The sequence below is a fragment of the Arthrobacter sp. NPDC058288 genome (assembly GCF_042880995.1).
Lineage (GTDB): Bacteria > Actinomycetota > Actinomycetes > Actinomycetales > Micrococcaceae > Arthrobacter.
In genome coordinates, this window is the sequence record NZ_JBHVYH010000003.1 from 136,095 (window position 1) to 154,063 (window position 17,969).

A 17,969-nucleotide genomic window follows, 5' to 3' on the forward strand; every position below is an offset into this window, starting at 1 on the left:
CACTCACCGAGTCCTCAAGGGGCGGAAAGTTCATATCTTGGAAACCAAAAGGTATTGACTGTGTTCCACGTCACGCCTAATCTGGTGCAACAGCGTTGCGCTGAATGCAACCACAAACAATTTGGTGGATACATGAGTAACGAAACTTCCTCTCCCGCTCTTGCGGGAGGACCGGGCGCGGAGCAGGATGGCGTGCATGAAGGCCGCCGCGCCGGCCGCAGTACGTTGAGCGGCCAGAATTTCCAACCTTCTGACAACGATGTCAGCAGGGAAACGCGCCGCAGGGTCATTGCGGCCAGCTTCATCGGCAACTTCGTTGAATGGTTCGACTACGCCGTTTACGGCTACCTTGCCGTTACGATCGCGACGGTTTTCTTCCCCGAATCCGATCCCCAGACCGGGCTTCTGCTGACCTTCGCCCTGTTCGCGATTTCCTTCCTGGTCCGCCCGCTCGGCGGGTTCGTCTGGGGCCACATCGGTGACAAGGTGGGTCGGCGGACCGCTCTCTCCCTGTCGATTCTGATCATGTCCGGAGCGACTTTCTGCATAGCCCTCATTCCGGGCTACAACACAATCGGAATCTGGGCTCCGATCCTGCTGCTGATCATCAGGGTCGTGCAGGGCTTCTCAGCCTCAGGAGAGTACGCCGGCGCATCGGCGTTCCTGGTCGAATACGCCCCCGCCAACAAGCGGGGCGTCTACGCGGCGGTGGTTCCTGCGAGCACCGCAGCAGGCCTGCTCCTTGGTTCCCTGCTGGCGGGCCTGCTGACAGTCCTGATCAGTTCCGACGCGATGCAAAGCTGGGGTTGGCGCCTGCCGTTCCTGCTGGCCGCACCGATGGGACTGATCGGACGCTACATCCGAACCAAGCTGGAAGACACTCCGGTGTTCCGCGAATTGGCAGCGGAGGACGAGGCCGTCAAGGCACCCGTCTCCAGCCTGTTCCGGAACCACTGGCGGCAGCTGCTCCAGGCCGTGGGAGCTGTGCTCCTGAACGCCGTCGGCTTCTATGTGATCCTCAGCTACATGCCCACCTACCTGTCCTCAGAACTGGGCCTGGGCGCAACGGAATCCTTCCTGGCCACCACCATCGCGTTGATCACGTACATCGGGTTCATCTTCCTCACCGGGATGCTCTCGGACCGTTACGGCCGCAAGAAGGTGCTCATCAGCGCGTCCGTTGCATTCATCGTGCTGACGGTGCCGGCGTTCGCCCTCCTGGGAACCGGGAACTTCCTGATCATTGTCCTGGTCCAAATCCTGCTGGGGGCGATGCTCACCCTCAACGACGGCACGCTCCCCAGCTTCCTGGCCGAGATGTTCCCCACCCGTGTCCGCTACAGCGGCTTCGCGGTCAGCTTCAACCTCTCCAACGCCCTTTTCGGCGGCACCGCCCCGTTCATGGCAACCCTCCTGATCGCTGCCACCGCCAGCGATCTGGCACCGGCCTGGTACCTCGTCGCCGCGGCAGTGATCTCCCTGATCGCCGTCTCGCTCTCCAGGGAAACCTGCAACGAGCCGCTGCGCCACGAATAGCCAGCCAAACAACTTCCACTCACCTCAAGTAACTGCACCACGGAAAGGCAACACCACCATGACCATCACAGCATCCGAGAACGCAACGTCCGTCGCCGAACTGGAGCGGCTCAAAGTCCTGAAAAACGGCGACAAGGTCAAGCTGACGTTCTCCGACACGGAGTTTGAGCGCCGCCTCGCCGGCCTGCGCCGCATCATGGCAGAGAAGGACCTGGACGCCGTCGTCCTGACCAGCTACCACTCCATCAAGTACTACTCCGACTTCCTTTTCACCACCTTCGGCCGTTCCTACGCCATGGTGGTCACCAAGGATGACACCGTCACCGTCACCGCCAACATCGACGCCGGCATGCCCTGGCGCCGCAGCTACGGCGACAACATCGTGTACACGGACTGGCGCCGGGACAACTACATCTTCGCCATCCAGGAAGTGCTGCGCACCCGCGGCATCAACCCGCGCCGCCTCGGCGTCGAGGACGACTCGCTGCCGCTGGATAACCGCAACAAGATCCAGGCCGCTTTCCCCTCCGCGACCCTCGTGGACGTGGCGCAGGCGGCCATGCGCCAGCGGATGATCAAGTCCAGCGAGGAGATCGAGGTCATCAAGCACGGGGCGCGCATCGGCGACCTTGGCGGCGAGGCCATCCGCAACGCCATCACCGCCGGGATCACCGAGTACGAGGTCGCGCTGATCGGCACTGAAGCCATGGTGCACGAGATTGCCCGGACCTTCCCGGATTCCGAGATCCGCGACACCTGGGTCTGGTTCCAGTCCGGCATCAACACCGACGGCGCGCACAACTGGGCCACCACCCGCAAAATCCAGGAACACGACATCCTGTCCCTGAACTGCTTCCCGATGACCTCCGGCTACTACACCGCCCTGGAACGCACCCTGTTCTACGGCGAACCGGATGCCCGCTCGCTTGAGCTGTGGAACATCAACGTCGAGGTCCACAAGCGCGGCCTGGAACTGATCAAGCCCGGCGCCGTCTGCAAGGACATCGCCGCGGAGCTGAACGAGATCTACGTCGGTTACGGGCTGCTGGCCAACCGTACCTTCGGCTACGGCCACTCCTTCGGTGTCCTGAGCCACTACTACGGCCGCGAAGCCGGGCTGGAACTCCGCGAGGACATCGACACGGTCCTGGAGCCGGGCATGGTGGTTTCCATGGAGCCGATGATCACTGTCATGGACGGCCAGCCCGGTGCCGGCGGCTACCGCGAGCACGACATCCTGGTGGTCGGCGAGGACGGCGCGGAGAACATCACCAAGTTCCCGTTCGGTCCGGAATACAACATCATCGGGGCCTAGCAAGCACCGGAGTTACCACCGCCGGAAAGCGGCGCCACGTCCTTCGTGGCGCCGCTTTCCGGCTTACATACGGAATGATGGTGCACACCATGACCTCTGCAGAAGCTTCCGAAACCAGCAGCAACGGCGACGCCAAAGGCACGTCCGTCATCGTCAACGCCATCGCGGTGCTGCGAAGTTTCACCGCGGACGAGCCGCTGCTCGGCGTCACCGAGATCGCCAACCGCGTGGGCCTGCACAAGAGCACCGTTTCCCGCATCCTGGCCACCTTCGAACAGGAGCACCTGGTGGAGCGTGATCCGGAGACCCGCAGGTTCCGCCTGGGCCTGGGCCTCATCGCAGTCGCCGGGCCGCTGCTGGCCGAACTCGAAGAGCGCCGGGTGGCCTACCCCGTCCTGCGCGAACTGACGGAGCAGACCGGGGAAACAAGCGCCCTCATGGTGTGGAACGGCTCCGAGTCGATGTGCGTGGAGCAAATTGCCAGCCACCACCAGATCAAGCACACCACCCCGCTGGGCGCCCGGTACAACGATGCCCTCAGCGCTTCGGTCCAGGTCTTCCTCGCCGCCGAGCCTGCCGAGCGTGTGAGGATGTTGCTCCGCAGCGGCGAAATTGCCTATCCGGGCCTGGACGACACCAGCCTGGAGGCCTACCTGATTCGGCTTGGCGACGTCGCCCGGCGCGGCTGGGCCACCAATTACGGCGAGTCCTCCCTGGACGAGGTCGGCCTGGCCGCCCCCGTGTTCGACCACCGCGGCGACGTCGTAGCGGCGGTCCTCATCCCGGCACCGCGTTTCCGGGTCTCCCCGGACACGCTGCAACGCCTCGGGGAATCCTGCAAGGCAGCCGCGGACCGCGTCACCGCCCGCCTCGGCGGCGCCTCCCCGGCGCGCTAACCCGCGCCCCGAGACCCCGCGCGTCAGGTGGGGATGATGCGGAACAGGAACTTGGTCCGGACCATGACCCACAGCAACGCCACAATCAGGGCGTACGCGGCGGTGTTGAGCCAGATGTTCCCCTGCTGCAGTGCCGGGATGTTCGCCACCACGGCGATCAGCACCACGTGCATGATGAAGACGTACAGCGTGGCCCGCCCCAGCGGAATCAGCAACCAGCCGACGGCGCGTTCGATCGGCTTCCAGTAGGCCGTGAGGAGCGCATAGGCCGTCACCAGCAGGGTGAGCACGTTCAGGAGCCGCCCCGGTTCCAGGTACGTCCGCCCGAAGAACTGGTCATAAACGGCGCGGTAGTTCGCATCGGACGTCAGCGCGAGCCGGACATCGTATTCGTTGGCCAGGTAGGGGTTTGCCCAGGACATCACGGCGAAGGCCACAGTGATGGCGGCACAGACACCCACCACCCAGCGGTGCGCGGACAGCCAGGCCACGAGGGTCCGCCGGTAGTAGCCGCCCACCAGGCCCAGCACAAACAGGACCTGCCACACCATCAGCGGGAAGGAATCCTCGAACTGCGACGGCAGGATCCGCAAGCGGAACACGGTGCCGGCGATGTACAGCGCGGTGGTGGCCGCGAGTACCCACAGCACCTTGCCGCGGGCCAGCGCGAGCAGGATCAGCGGGCTGACCAGGAGCATGATGACGTAGAGTCCCATGACGTTGAACTGCCACGGCCCGAACTGCAGGAGCAGCACCGCGGGGATGACGGCCCCGGACACCGGGAACTGCAGCAGGCCCTGCATGCCGGTATAGAGGTCGTAAGTTCGGCCGGCTCCCGACCTGCCGGCGCCGCCGGTGCCCTGGTCCGTGAACGTGGTCAGCACATCCGAGTTGAAGAGCGGAAGCAGGCTGAGGACGAACACCAGGACAACAACTGCTAGCGCGGTCACATACAGCTTGCCCGCGCGCCTGCCGGTTTTCTGTGCAATCTCGCCAATGTTGTCCTGGGCCTTGGGCCCGTAGACCATCCCCAGCACCAGCCCGGACAGCAGCACGAACAGCTCGGCGCCGGAAACGAAGCCGATGGTTTCCTGGGTGAGCAGCTGAAAGAGGGACGTCATGCCCACGTGGTTCACCACTACAAAGAGGATGGCCAGCCCGCGCATCAGGTCAACCCGGGAATCGCGCGACGACGTGTCCGAATATGTCCAGCCCTTCGCCGGGCGCAACCGCACCGGCAGGAACCACAGCAGGATGGCGCCTGCCAGCAGGGCGGCCGCCGCAATCCCCGCCGGAACACCGGACAGCGTGTTGCCGGGTGCCCCGCCCAGCCCCTCCACAGTCCTGGTGACCGGCCCGGTGACGAGCGTGGAATCCTTGAGGGCGGCGCCGGCGGCGGCTGCCACGTCCGGGTTCCGGGTAAGGCGCCAGTCAATAATGGTGTTACCGGCGTCCCCCATGTCCGTTTTCTCGTCCCACACGACGGCGGCAATCCGCTCCAGCTTGCCCGGCGCCGCCTCGTCCAGGACCTGCCTCCACCAGCCGGACTTGATCTCGGCTTCTGACGGTCCGCCCGCCGTCGGACTGAAATAGGCCGCCGTCTGGAGCAGCAGCGGCTTGTCCCGCTTGACTGCGTAGGACTCGTAGAAGTCGGAGTCACCGCCGTCGGAACCGGCGCCCTGAACGGAGGCAGCCCCTCGGGCGGTTCCGTTGAAAAAGGCGGCTAGTTCCCCGTCCCTGGGCAGTGTGTTGACGGCGGCTCCGCCGCCCGTGTCGTCATGCAGTGCCGTCAGGCCCGTCCAATCAACCGCGTCGTCTCCCGGGTAGTACGGGGCGTACGGTGCGTCCGACCCGTTCCAGTCGCCGTCGGAATTGGTGTCCAGTGCAACGAAACCCGGGGTGCCGGGTGCCGGGGCATCACGGTTCCTGGTGAACGGGTAGTCCCGCGCCTGGAACGGCTGCCACACCATCACCGCATTTGATTTCGATTCGAACGCCTGGGCCACCGCGCGGAACGCCGTCACATAGTCCCCGGGCTGCTGTCCCCAAGATACCCAGCTTGTGTTCATGTCCGGGGCGAAGCGGATCAGGAGCTTCCCGGGGAAGCCCTGCGCGAGTTCCTCAAGCTGCCCGGCAAAATCGGCAGCACCGGCTGCGTTCACGTCGGTGAGTGGGACCGAGGGATTCACGGTGAGCAGGGCATGGGCCCCGGACGCGGCACTCTGGGCCAGGAACTCCCGCAGGTAGCCTTTTTCACCGCTCGTCATGGGAAAGGAGACGTCGTGGCCGAGGAGCGCAGGAGTTGCCTGCAGCCGGTCGGCAAAACCGGCGGCGTCGTCCTCGCCCCATTCCAGCACGCCGCCCAGGAGCGGCTTCCCCGAGGAGGCGCCGAGGTCCTCGCCGCTCTTAGTATTCGACGCCGGGATGGCGGCTTGCGCAGCCACGGCAGCCTGCGCAGCCACGGCAGCCTGTGCGGCCCCCGCCGGCAGGAAGAGCACAAGGGAGAGCACCAGGAGTGCGGCCCTCAGGAAGGTTTTAAGCGGATTCATGCGGGCCGCCTTTCGGGAAGAGGGCCGAGACGGTCGTTCCGCCGCCGGGGGTTTCCGTGACCGAGAGTTCTCCGCCGTGCGACTGGACGATCCGCACGCAGGTAGCCAGTCCCAGGCCCGAGCCGGGGGCGTCGCCGGGACGGTGCAGCCGGACCAGGGGTTCAAGGACCCGTTCACGGTCGGCGGCGCTGATGCCCTTGCCGTTGTCCGACACCCGGACGGTGACTCCGCGGTCGTCTGCCAGCGCATAGACCTTGACTTTGAGTTCGCGCGCCGGGCTGCGGTAGTTGGACGCATTGCCCAGGAGGTTCTGCAGCAAGGACCGCAGCTGCGCCGGATCAGCCAAGACTTCCGCGTCCTCGCACTCCAGCCCGCCATCAACGCTGAACCCGTCGCCCAGGTCGCTGACCGCCGCCGCAACGGTGTCCTTGAGGGACACCGGACGGGGACGCAGCATTCCGCCCACCTGGGAGTAGCTGAGGACGCCGTCAAGCATGGAGAGCATCCGCCGCCCGCTGCCTCCGATGTGTTCCAGGTAGCCCGCAGCCGGACTGCCGGGACGGATGTCCTCGTCGTCCTCACTCAGTTCCACATAGCCAAGGATGGTGGTGAGGGGGATCCGCAGGTCATGGCTGACCCGGCCGGCAAAATCTGCGAGCTTGCGGTTGCTGCGTCCCAGTTCTTCCAAAGCATGCTGGAGCTGCAGGGTGCGGTGCTGCAGTTCCAGCACTTCCACGACCTGCGCCGCGAGGACATCCAGCATGGCGGTTTGTTCGGCGGAGAGGGTGGCCGGAGCATCGGAAAAGACGCACAGGGAGCCCAGCGCGAACCCGGAACCGGTCAGCAGCGGGGAGGAGGCGTAGAACCGGACGCTTGCGATCTCTCCGGTCACAAAAGGATTGGCCGCAAACCTGGGGTCGGCTGCAGCGTCGGGCACCACGGTGGTGCGGCCCTGCTGGAAGACCTTGGCGCACATCGAGTCTTCGCGGGCGCAGAGCCCTGGTTTCAATCCTGCAGCCGCGAGCTGGACCTGCTGCTCGGGTGTGATGATGTTGACCACGCTGAAGGGCACGCCACAAAGCTTCGCGGCAAGATCCACCAGGAAGTTCAGGGCGCGCGCCGCGCTGGCACTGGGACTCTCTTCCAACAGTCCGAACTCCCCGAGCACGGAGCGCCGTTTAAAGTCAGCGCTAGCAAGGCTGTGCCCATCTGCTTGAGCCACTTGAGTCCCTTCCCCATCCAGGACACCCGGCCAAGCGCCGCAGTCCCCCCAGCAGGAGTTTAGCGGAGCGGATTGCCGCTCACAGGGGTGAGGTAGTCTCTTGACACCAACCGCAAATTTCGGGTTGACTATTACGCATGCTGAAATAACAGTTCCATGATGCGGAATGCAGGCGAATGCGGCGGCCTTGACTGGATCCGCGAATGCACCTGTAGCGGGGTACTCCCTTTTCCGCATAGCCGACGCCATGGATGCCAGCATTTGCACGAGGGATGAACAAGCATGCAGCTTGCCGTATTCAACGGGGCGGACCGCGCGGAAGTCACCGCGGCACTTCGCCCCTGCATCGACGTCCAACGCTGGGTGGACCAGATCGCGGACGCACGACCCTTTGCCAGCAGCAAGGCCCTTCTGGACTTCGCCCGCGACGCCGCCGCCCCGTTCACACCGGACGAGGTGGAATCGGCCATGGCCCACCATCCTCGGATCGGGGAAAGGCCCACCGCTTCCACCACGGAGGCATCCATGTCCCGGTCGGAGCAGGCAGGAGTGGATCCCGCGGACCAGGACATTGCCACGGCATTGACCGAAGGCAACCGCGCCTACGAGGAGAAGTTCGGCCGGGTGTTCCTGATCCGGGCCGCCGGACGCACCGCGCCGGAAATCCTGGCGGCGCTGCACGAGCGCCTCAACCACACCCCCGAAGAAGAAGACGCCATAGTGGCCGGCCAGCTGCGTGAAATCGCCCTGCTCCGGCTCGAAGGAGTGATCAGCGAATGACCGTTTCACAGGTGACCACCCACATCCTGGACACCGGATCCGGGCGCCCGGCTGCCGGCGTCGCCGTCGGGCTTTACGCGCGCGACGGCGGGGGCTGGAGCCTCGTTGGGTCGGGCACCACCGATGGTGACGGTCGGGCGAAGGACCTCGGCCCGGAACTGCTCCCCGCCGGTACGTACCGGCTGAACTTCGCCACCGGCGCCTACTACGGGGGGCTGGGCACGGCGACGTTCTTCCCGGAAGTAGACCTGGTGTTCACCGTCTCCGACGGCGGGGAGCACTACCACGTGCCGCTGCTCCTGAGCCCCTTCGCCTACTCGACGTACCGCGGCAGCTGACGAGTTTTTGTCCAGATACCGCGGCCAAACGCTCCTCGAAAGCCCATTATCTGGACAAAAACTCGAGACTGGCGGGGGCGGCCAACCCATTCAACACAGGCAGTAGGCTAGAAGGCATGGCTTCTGAAGACACCCCCGCCGAGAGGCGCGAAATCACCGTGCGCCGAGCACCCAAATACGTGCCGTTCCTCATACTTGGCGGACTCGTGGGCATCATCGTTGCGGCGGTCATTGCGTTCGCGCTGCCCGGAGACCCGAGCTACGAACCCAGCTCGGTCTTCGGCTTCTTCCTGGTCCTTTTCGGCGCCGGCGGCGTGATTCTGGGCGCCGTCGTTGCCCTCCTGCTGGACAGGCTCAGCGTCCGCCGTGCCGAACATGCCGTTGTCGAAGCTGTCCCGGACGAGGCCGCGGGCATCGACACGAACGACGGCGATGACACCGGCACCCCGGCCGGCCGGCAGTCATAAACGGGCAACCGGAAAAGTCCTACCCCATCACGTGAGATAATCGACCAGTGGCACGCGGCGATGGAAAACTTTCTCATGATCTTCTCCCTGGCGAAAAAGGCCCCCAAGACGCTTGCGGCGTCTTCGGGGTCTGGGCACCAGGTGAAGAAGTAGCAAAACTCACCTATTACGGGCTGTATGCATTGCAGCACCGCGGTCAGGAGTCGGCTGGCATAGCAACCAGTGACGGCAAGCGGATCAACGTCTATAAGGACATGGGGCTCGTATCCCAGGTCTTCGACGAGACCACGCTGAACACCCTGACCGGGCACCTGGCCGTCGGCCACTGCCGCTATTCCACGACCGGCGCCAGCCACTGGGCCAATGCCCAGCCCACGCTTGGCGCCACCGCCACGGGCACCGTGGCACTGGCCCACAACGGCAACCTCACCAACACTGCCGAGCTCAATGCCATGATCATTGAGCGCAACGGCGGCCAGCTCAGCGGCGAAATGAAACAGGGCAACACCTCGGACACCGCCCTGGTCACCGCACTGCTGGAGGGCGAAGAGGGCAAGTCCCTCGAACAGACCGCCATCGAGCTGCTGCCCAAGATCAAGGGCGGCTTCTGCTTCGTCTTCATGGATGAAGGCACCCTCTACGCCGCACGCGACACCTACGGCATCCGCCCGCTTGTCCTTGGCCGGCTGGAGCGCGGCTGGGTGGTGGCCTCGGAGCAGTCCGCCCTCGCGACCGTGGGCGCCAGCTTCATCCGGGAAATCGAACCCGGCGAATTCATCGCCATTGACGAACAGGGCGTGCGGTCCCAGCGCTTTGCGGAGCCGACGCCGGCAGGCTGCGTTTTCGAGTACGTCTACCTTGCGCGTCCGGACGCCGCCATCGCGGGGCGCTCCGTGTATGAGTCCCGTGTGGAGATGGGCCGCCAGCTGGCCCGCGAGAACACCCAGGAAGCGGACATCGTCATCCCGGTCCCCGAGTCCGGAACCCCGGCCGCCGTGGGCTACGCCGAGGAATCCGGCATCCCGTTCGCGCACGGCTTCGTCAAGAACTCCTACGTGGGCCGCACGTTCATCCAGCCCTCTCAGACCCTGCGCCAGCTGGGCATCCGCCTCAAGCTCAACGCCCTCGAATCCGTGATCCGCGGCAAGCGCGTTGTGGTGGTGGATGACTCGATCGTCCGCGGCAACACCCAGCGCGCCATCGTCCGGATGCTCCGGGAAGCCGGCGCCGCCGCGGTGCACGTGAAGATCTCCTCCCCGCCGGTCCAGTGGCCGTGCTTCTACGGCATCGACTTCGCATCCCGGGCGGAACTGATTGCCAACGGCGCCACCATTGAGGAAATTTCCCAGGCAATCGGCGCCGATTCGCTGGCGTACATCTCCGAAGACGGCATGATCGGTGCCACCCAGCAGCCGCGCGAACGCCTCTGCACCGCTTGCTTCACCGGCAAGTACCCCATCGAGCTTCCGGGCTCCGACAAGCTGGGCAAGAACCTGCTGGAGCGCACGGACCTCGGCGGCCTGCCCGCTGCAGGGTCCGGCACCACAGCAGCTCCCGCCGTTGCCGTAGATTCCGAGGAGGACCCGGCCGGGAAGCCCGGCGCCACGGGCTGCGATCCGGGTCCGGACGCCGAGTTCGAGAACCTGCTGACCGACGCCGACCGTCTGACCGCTGACAAGAAAGAGTCCGTATGACTTCCGCATCTTCCTCCGCCCAGAACGCCGGCATCACGTACGCCTCTGCCGGTGTTGACGTCGAAGCGGGAGACCGCGCCGTCGAACTCATGAAGGACGCCGTCAAGGCCACCCACAATTCCTCCGTGATCGGCGGAGTGGGCGGCTTTGCCGGACTCTACGATGTTTCGAGGCTCCTCACCTTCAAGCGGCCGCTGCTTGCAACGTCCACGGACGGCGTGGGGACCAAGGTGGCCATCGCCCAGGCCATGGACATCCACGACACCATCGGTTTCGACGTGGTGGGCATGGTGGTGGACGACATCGTAGTGGTGGGCGCCGAACCGCTTTACATGACCGACTACATCGCCTGCGGCAAGGTGGTCCCCGAGCGCATCGCGGACATCGTCCGCGGCATCGCGGCAGCCTGCTCCGTGGCCGGCACCGCCCTGGTGGGCGGCGAAACCGCAGAGCACCCGGGCCTGCTGGGTGAGCACGAGTACGACGTCGCCGGTGCCGCCACCGGTGTTGTCGAGGCCGACGCCCTGCTGGGTCCGGACCGCGTCCGCGCCGGCGACGTGGTGATCGGCATGGCCTCATCCGGCCTGCACTCCAACGGCTATTCCCTGGTCCGCCGCGTCATCAACCACGCCGGCTGGGCCCTGGACCGCCAGGTTTCCGAACTCGGACGCACCTTGGGCGAGGAACTGCTCGAGCCCACCCGCGTCTACGCCGCCGACTGCCTTGACCTGGCCCGCACTTTCCCGGTCACAGCCGGCGCGGCCGTCCACGGCTTCAGCCACGTCACCGGCGGCGGCCTCGCGGCGAACCTGGCCCGCGTCCTCCCCCAGGGCCTCATCGCCACGGTGGACCGCGCCACCTGGGAACTCCCCGCCATCTTCAAGCTGGTTTCGGAACTGGGCAACGTCCCGCTGGCCGACCTCGAGCGCACCCTGAACCTCGGCGTGGGCATGGTGGCGATCGTCTCCCCCGAAGCCGCCGACGCCGCGGTCAACCGCCTCAACGACCGCGGCCTGCCGTCCTGGATCATGGGCACCGTGGAAGAGAACTCGGACTCGATCGTGAAGACCGGCCCGGACTACGTCCAGGGTGCCAAGGGTGTTGACGGCGGCGCAGTCCGACTGGTGAACGCCTACGCCTGAGCACCCCGCCTGGGCAACTCATCGAGTGCTCCGCAGCCGCCGTTTCGGGAACTGAAAACGGCAGTTGGGGAGCACTCGCTTGCTTAAGCCTCCAGTTGCTCAAACCTCCAGGACACTGAATACCCCGCCCTGGGGGTCTTTCAGCGTGGCGATGGTTCCTGCCTCGTCGATGTCGTCCGGCTCAACGAGGACCACGCCGCCTGCTGCCACCGCAGCTGCCACCGCTTCCGGGACGTCTGAAACGCCGAAGTACACCTGCCAGCCGGGTTCGAGCGTGTCCTGGGCATCGCCGGGAACCCTGGCGATGCCGGCCACCTCCGCGCCGTGCACCATCAGCGTGGTGTACGTCCCGCCGTCGTCCTGCGGATATTCGGTGACCTCATGCCCGAACAGCTGCTGGAAGAACGCGACAGCTGCCTGCGGTTCGGGTGTCAGCAGTTCAGCCCAGGCCAGCGCCCCGGCCTGGTTGTACCGGGCGGTGCCGGTATGCGTTCCCGGCTGCCACACTCCGGTGGTGCCGCCGCCGGGCGGCGCAACGAACACCAAGACGCCGGTGTCCGCCACGTCCTCGGGACCGAACTCCAGTATGCCGCCTGCATGGGGTGTTTCCTCGGCTATGGCGCCGGCGTCATCCGCGGCAAAGTAGATGTTCCACTGCGCGGCCGTTCCGGACTCCTGCTGGAGGGGATTCTGCGGCGCAATGACGGTGATGAGGTCCCCGTCCAGGTAAGCCTTCGAATAGCTTCGCCCGTCCGGTGTGGGCAGGTCCTCATAGCGCCATCCGAACACGCTTGCGTAGAAGGACTTGGCCGCCTCCACATCCTTGGCCTGGAGGTCCGTCCAGCAGATCTCGCCCGCATTGAAAGTGCTGCGCTCGGTCATAAAATTGTTTCCCTTCGACCCGAACAGTGTAGGCGTACAGCAGAAAGGCCCGTCAGGGCACACCGGAAACCGGCGCGCCCTGACGGGCCTGATATCTGAGGTCAGCACCCGGGGTGCTGGGAAAGAAGAGCCGAAGCATCGTACGGATCACTGTGGTGAATGAACGACGGCGGCACGCCACTGAGTGCCTTACGGCAGGTTCAGCGGGCGACAACTAACCGATTCGACGGGTGTCAACCTCGTCGTCGTCTTCTTCCAAATCATCCGCGTACTTATCCACATAGGCCGAATAATCCGGCTCTACCGGCTCACTCGAGAAACGGCTCGGTGCACGACCCTCGGAGCTCTTGAGCTCACGCTGAAGAGCAGAGTAGTCAGTGTTCGGGGAATAGTACTTAATATCCCGAGCCTGCTTGGTAGCTTTTGCCTTTTGACGGCCGCGCCCCATGGCGTGACCCCCTTTTGTACTCGGACCGGAGGTGGTCACCATTGGCGTTAGTGAGGCCCCGGAATGTTTGGTCAATTTGTCGTACACCTAGATTACATGCTTTCAGCGGTAACTGCTCCCCGGAACGGGCCTCCGGCGGACAGCAGCCACGTTTACGCAGGTCCGGGCCTTCTGCAGCCCCCGGTTTTTCTTCGGTAGAGTCGTTTGAGCGACTCCACGCCGGCGGCCGCAGCCACGGCACAGGGCGGGGAAAAGACGCCGGGAAGGATGAATCTCCACGTGAATGACGAGAACGCTACGGACACCAGCGCCGGGGACCACAGGACTTCCCCGGACGTCGGGTCGCCACCTGCGGTGCCGCCTCCGCCTGCCAGCAACACCCGGAGAACCTCCGGGCATAACTCCGAGCAAAACCAGACCCTGTTGAAGGTCGGGTTCGTAGTGGCCGGGGTTGTACTGCTGGGCCTCTTCATCTGGTGGCTGGCCAGCCTGATCGCCAGCGGCAACGAGCAGGCCGCCAACCAGTCCCCCGCGCCGACTGCCGCGGAGACGGCCCAGTCTGCGCCGGCAACCCGCAGCCAGCTTCCCCAGGACGGCGTCAGCGCCCTGGACTACCAGCTGGGCGACTGCTTCGAGAACTTCGATCCCGAAGCTACGGATTCCCGGGTGGTGGCCTGCACCACGGGCCACTCGGCCCAGCTGGTTGCCCTGTACCGTTACCCGGAATCGGACTCCTATCCGGGCATCGCCGCGCTGCGGCAAAAGGGCCGCGAGATCTGCCAGGACGCCGGCCTCACCGAAGCCGTGGCAAACTACGCCCTTATGCAGCGCAACGCCTACCCGAGCGACACCAGCTGGGAGAAGGGCGACCGGCGGGTGGACTGCTACGTCACGGCGGACAAGGGCAACATCATCATGGAATCCCTGATCCCGTAGGACCGCACCGCCGGACCGCCTCCACCCGCCCTTGCGCTGCTAGCCCTTCCGCCGCACCGACAGGCCGCTGCCGGCGAGGGCGCCGCCGTCGGGCGCTTCCTGTCCGCCCAGGCTGGCAATGGTGAGTTCGTCGACGTCGGCCGCGGTATCCACCAGCACAGTGTCGCCGTCGGCGATGTCGCCGGCGAGGATGGCCTTGGCCAGCCTGTCGCCGATTTCGCGCTGCACCAGCCTGCGCAGCGGCCGGGCGCCGTAGGCGGGATCGAAGCCCGTCATGGCCAGCCAGGCGCGGGCGCCCTCGGTGACTTCCAGCTCAAGGCGGCGGTCACGCAACCGCTTGCCAAGTTCGGCCACCTGGAGTTCCACGATCCGGGCCAGCTGCTCGACGTCCAGCGCGTCAAACAGAACCACTTCGTCCAGCCGGTTCAGGAATTCCGGCTTGAAGGACGCGTGCACGGTGGCCATCACGGCGCTGCGCTTGGCATTGGCATCCAGGGTCTGGTCCACCAGGAACTGGCTGCCCAGGTTCGAGGTCAGCACCAGGATCACGTTTCGGAAATCCACGGTGCGGCCCTGGCCGTCGGTGAGGCGGCCGTCGTCGAGCACCTGGAGCAGGATGTCGAACACCTCGGGATGGGCTTTCTCCACTTCGTCCAGCAGCACCACGGAGTACGGACGACGGCGGACGGCTTCAGTCAGCTGGCCGCCTTCCTCGTAGCCCACGTAGCCCGGAGGGGCACCGACAAGTCGCGCGACGGAGTGCTTTTCGCCGTACTCGGACATGTCGATCCGCACCATGGCGCGTTCGTCGTCGAACAGGAACTCCGCCAGGGCCTTCGCGAGTTCGGTCTTGCCCACGCCGGTGGGTCCCAGGAACAGGAACGAGCCGGTGGGCCGGTTGGGATCGCTGATGCCCGCGCGGGCGCGCCGGACGGCGTCCGATACTGCAGTGACGGCCTTCTTCTGGCCGATCAGCCGCCTGCCGAGTTCCTCTTCCATGTGCAGCAGCTTCTGGCTTTCACCCTGGAGCATGCGGCCGGCCGGAATACCGGTCCAGGCCGAAATCACCTCGGCGATGTCACCAGCCGTGACCTCGTCCGCCACCATGAGTTCCTGCTTGGCACCACCGCCGGCGACCCGGGCGGCTTCTGCCTCGGCGGCAGCTGACAGCTCGCGTTCCAGTGCGGGAAGTTCTCCATACAGGATGCGGGAGGCGGCGGCGAGGTCGCCTTCGCGCTGGTACTTCTCAGCGGCCGAGCGCAGCTCATCGATCCGGGCCTTCAGGTCACCGACATGGTTCAGGCCGGCCTTTTCCGCCTCCCAGCGGGCGTTCAGTGCAGACAGCGCTTCCTTTTTGTCCGCCATGTCCGCCCGCAGCGCGGCGAGGCGTTCCACGGAGGCGGCGTCCTTCTCGTTGGCAAGGGCAAGCTCTTCCATGGTCAGCCGGTCCACCTGGCGCCGCAGCTGGTCGATCTCCTCCGGCGCGGAGTCAATCTCCATGCGGAGCCGGGACGCCGCCTCATCCACGAGGTCGATCGCCTTGTCCGGGAGCTGCCGGCCGGAGATGTAACGGTTGGACAGCGTCGCCGCAGCCACCAGGGCGGAGTCAGCGATGGACACCTTGTGATGTGCCTCGTAGCGTTCCTTCAGCCCGCGGAGGATGCCGATGGTGTCGTCCACGCTCGGCTCGCCCACGAACACCTGCTGGAATCGGCGTTCCAGGGCAGGGTCCTTCTCGATGTTCTCGCGGTATTCGTCCAGCGTGGTGGCACCGATCAGGCGCAGCTCGCCGCGGGCCAGCATGGGCTTGAGCATGTTGCCGGCGTCCATGGAGCTGTCTCCGGAGGCACCTGCGCCCACCACGGTGTGGAGCTCGTCGATGAAGGTCACGATCTGCCCCTCGGAGCTCTTGATCTCCTCGAGCACAGCCTTCAGCCGTTCCTCGAACTCGCCGCGGTACTTGGCTCCGGCCACCATCGAGGCGAGGTCCAGGGCGATGAGGGTCTTGCCCCGCAGGCTCTCCGGTACGTCATTGGCGACGATGCGCTGGGCCAGGCCTTCGACGACGGCGGTCTTGCCGACACCCGGTTCGCCGATGATGACCGGGTTGTTCTTGGTGCGGCGGCTCAGCACCTGGATGATGCGGCGGATCTCGGCGTCGCGGCCGATCACCGGGTCCAGCTTGCCGGACCGGGCGATGGCGGTAAGGTCCGTACCGAACTTCTCCAGTGCCTGGAAGGTGTTCTCGGGGTCGGCGTTGGTGACCTTGCGGTCCCCGCGGACACCCGGCAAGGCGGCGAGCAGGGCTTCGTGGGAGGCCCCGGCGTCGCGCATCAGCTTCCCGACGGCGTCGCTGCCGGCGGAGAGTCCCAGCAGCAGGTGCTCGGTGGAGACATACGTGTCCCCCAGCTTGTCTGCCTCGTTCTGGGCATTCTTGATGGCCTGCAGGGCGGCGCGGGACAGCTGGGCCTGCTGGACGGACGTACCGGAGGATGCCGGGAGGGACTTGATGGCGGTGCTTGCCTGGACGCTGACGGCGTCCGGATCGGTGCCGGTGGCGCGCAGGAGTGCGACCGCCACGCCTTCGCGCTGGTCCATCAGCGCCTTGAGCAGATGGGCAGGCTCAACCTGGGGATTTCCCGCCGTTGAGGCGTTCATGGCTGCTGCCGAAAGAGCCTCCTGGCTCTTGGTGGTGAACTTGGCGTCCAAAGAGAGCTCCTTTCGGGGATAGATCATCTCTTAAAGTTGAGTGTACATGACTCAACTTTGCAGACAGGTCCTACGGTCCATGTTTGCCCACGGCGAAATGGCTGTCTAGGGGCGATTGGCCCCCGCCGGCTGGTCCAGGCAGAGTCGAGTCCAGCATCAGGACGGGGTGATGCCCGTGATGACCGCGATCCAACCCAGATGGCGCGAGACCGCGGCGTGATCGTTGTAGAGGCCGGCAAACCCGGAGGTGTTGCCGGCAGGCAGGATGCTCGACGTCGACAACACACCAACCAGCTTCCCGGCGACAATAAGGGGCCCTCCGGAGTCACCGGACAGCGGGTGCCCCGTCCGGGACTGAGTCCGCACGGACAGGCCGCCGGAAGCGTCTGAGCCCTGCCCCGCCACAGTTACACCGGCGGCCTTGAGCTGGAACGACATGACCCCCGATCCCTCAGCCTGGTCACCCCAGCCGAATACCCGCGCGGCCGAGCCCGGCGCCGGAAAGGTCCTGGACAGGCTGGCGTATTGCCCGGGGTGCGGGGCGGAGAGCTTGAGTAGCAGCACGTCGCCCGCCGGCGAGGGATACCGGGCAGCGACTGTCCGCACCGAACCGCCGACCCCCAGGTACGGGGTGCCGAGACGGACCGACTGAAGTCGCGCAGAGTCGCAGTGCTTGGCAGTAATCACCCAAACCGCCGAGATCTGGCTACCCGCGCAGCCCACCTTCGTCCCCTCGGCGTCATACGCGACCTGGACGGCGAAGGGTGCGTCAGACATGGCAACCGCCTCGCCGCCGGCAATGTTCGTGCCAGCCGGGCCCGGCTCCAGGGGATCCGAAGCCTGGAAAGTGGAGGCTGGTGGCTCGGGGGGCGGCGAACCGGACGCCGGGGCCAGCGGCAGGGCAATGAGAAGCGCTACGGCGCCGGTCACCCGTAGGGCGCGGCGACCCTGGAACCTTCGGCGACATCGCATTTTCACATGGTAGGACTGCAGCCCGGGAAACGTTAGCCCTGCTGGCGGACATGCAGGAGGGCGGCTCCCCCAAGGAACCGCCC

Annotated in this window: 15 protein-coding genes; 9 read left to right on the top strand and 6 right to left on the bottom strand. The window is 65.7% G+C overall.

Annotation, left to right across the window (positions count from 1 at the left end):
• The first annotated feature begins 132 nt into the window (after positions 1 to 132).
• From ACFVWT_RS11575 to ACFVWT_RS11585, 3 genes are all read left to right on the top strand, one after another.
• Positions 133 to 1,536 (top strand): MFS transporter, encoded by a 1,404-nt coding sequence (locus tag ACFVWT_RS11575; RefSeq protein WP_390247959.1) that lies wholly within the window; start codon positions 133 to 135, stop codon positions 1,534 to 1,536.
• A gap of 58 nt (positions 1,537 to 1,594) precedes the next feature.
• The gene (locus tag ACFVWT_RS11580) at positions 1,595 to 2,851 is read left to right on the top strand and encodes an aminopeptidase P family protein (RefSeq protein ID WP_390247960.1); all 1,257 of its coding nucleotides are present in this window, start codon (positions 1,595 to 1,597) and stop codon (positions 2,849 to 2,851) included.
• A gap of 89 nt (positions 2,852 to 2,940) precedes the next feature.
• Positions 2,941 to 3,747 carry an IclR family transcriptional regulator gene (locus ACFVWT_RS11585; RefSeq protein ID WP_390247961.1) on the top strand — a complete coding sequence of 269 codons (807 nt, stop codon included), beginning with the start codon at positions 2,941 to 2,943 and terminating at the stop codon, positions 3,745 to 3,747.
• Between the two features lie 23 nt (positions 3,748 to 3,770).
• On the opposite strand, the gene opgC is transcribed toward ACFVWT_RS11585, so the two are convergent.
• Positions 3,771 to 6,296, bottom strand: coding sequence for an OpgC domain-containing protein (gene opgC / locus ACFVWT_RS11590; RefSeq protein ID WP_390247962.1), 2,526 nt, complete (start codon positions 6,294 to 6,296; stop codon positions 3,771 to 3,773).
• On the bottom strand, positions 6,283 to 7,518 hold the full coding sequence (locus ACFVWT_RS11595) for an ATP-binding protein (RefSeq protein ID WP_390247963.1): 1,236 nt from the start codon (positions 7,516 to 7,518) through the stop codon (positions 6,283 to 6,285). Before ACFVWT_RS11595 ends, opgC begins: the two co-directional genes overlap by 14 nt.
• A 282-nt stretch (positions 7,519 to 7,800) precedes the next feature.
• Here ACFVWT_RS11595 and uraD point away from each other — a divergent pair, with 282 nt between their 5' ends.
• The 5 genes from uraD (at position 7,801) to purM (ending at position 11,939) form a co-directional block, all read left to right on the top strand.
• Positions 7,801 to 8,298: a 2-oxo-4-hydroxy-4-carboxy-5-ureidoimidazoline decarboxylase gene (gene uraD, locus ACFVWT_RS11600; RefSeq protein ID WP_390247964.1), complete on the top strand. Its 498-nt coding sequence runs from the start codon at positions 7,801 to 7,803 to the stop codon at positions 8,296 to 8,298.
• Positions 8,295 to 8,636, top strand: coding sequence for a hydroxyisourate hydrolase (gene uraH / locus ACFVWT_RS11605; RefSeq protein ID WP_390247965.1), 342 nt, complete (start codon positions 8,295 to 8,297; stop codon positions 8,634 to 8,636). Before uraD ends, uraH begins: the two co-directional genes overlap by 4 nt.
• Positions 8,637 to 8,752: 116 nt before the next feature.
• Complete coding sequence (locus ACFVWT_RS11610) at positions 8,753 to 9,103, top strand: hypothetical protein (protein WP_390247966.1); 351 nt, start codon at positions 8,753 to 8,755, stop codon at positions 9,101 to 9,103.
• A gap of 47 nt (positions 9,104 to 9,150) precedes the next feature.
• Positions 9,151 to 10,797, top strand: a complete 1,647-nt coding sequence (gene purF, locus ACFVWT_RS11615; RefSeq protein WP_390247967.1) for an amidophosphoribosyltransferase — start codon at positions 9,151 to 9,153, stop codon at positions 10,795 to 10,797.
• Complete coding sequence (gene purM, locus ACFVWT_RS11620; protein WP_390247968.1) at positions 10,794 to 11,939, top strand: phosphoribosylformylglycinamidine cyclo-ligase; 1,146 nt, start codon at positions 10,794 to 10,796, stop codon at positions 11,937 to 11,939. Before purF ends, purM begins: the two co-directional genes overlap by 4 nt.
• A 99-nt stretch (positions 11,940 to 12,038) precedes the next feature.
• Here purM and ACFVWT_RS11625 read toward each other — a convergent pair whose 3' ends face one another.
• Complete coding sequence (locus ACFVWT_RS11625; protein ID WP_390247969.1) at positions 12,039 to 12,821, bottom strand: VOC family protein; 783 nt, start codon at positions 12,819 to 12,821, stop codon at positions 12,039 to 12,041.
• A 214-nt stretch (positions 12,822 to 13,035) separates the two neighbouring features.
• Positions 13,036 to 13,269 (bottom strand): DUF3073 domain-containing protein, encoded by a 234-nt coding sequence (locus ACFVWT_RS11630; RefSeq protein ID WP_104174527.1) that lies wholly within the window; start codon positions 13,267 to 13,269, stop codon positions 13,036 to 13,038.
• Between the two features lie 279 nt (positions 13,270 to 13,548).
• Between ACFVWT_RS11630 and ACFVWT_RS11635 the strand changes: the two genes are divergently transcribed.
• Positions 13,549 to 14,205: a septum formation family protein gene (locus tag ACFVWT_RS11635; protein ID WP_390247970.1), complete on the top strand. Its 657-nt coding sequence runs from the start codon at positions 13,549 to 13,551 to the stop codon at positions 14,203 to 14,205.
• A gap of 39 nt (positions 14,206 to 14,244) precedes the next feature.
• Here ACFVWT_RS11635 and clpB read toward each other — a convergent pair whose 3' ends face one another.
• On the bottom strand, positions 14,245 to 16,914 hold the full coding sequence (gene clpB / locus ACFVWT_RS11640; protein WP_390248192.1) for an ATP-dependent chaperone ClpB: 2,670 nt from the start codon (positions 16,912 to 16,914) through the stop codon (positions 14,245 to 14,247).
• A gap of 156 nt (positions 16,915 to 17,070) precedes the next feature.
• On the bottom strand, positions 17,071 to 17,886 hold the full coding sequence (locus ACFVWT_RS11645; protein ID WP_390247971.1) for a S1 family peptidase: 816 nt from the start codon (positions 17,884 to 17,886) through the stop codon (positions 17,071 to 17,073).
• Between the last annotated feature and the right edge of the window lie 83 nt (positions 17,887 to 17,969).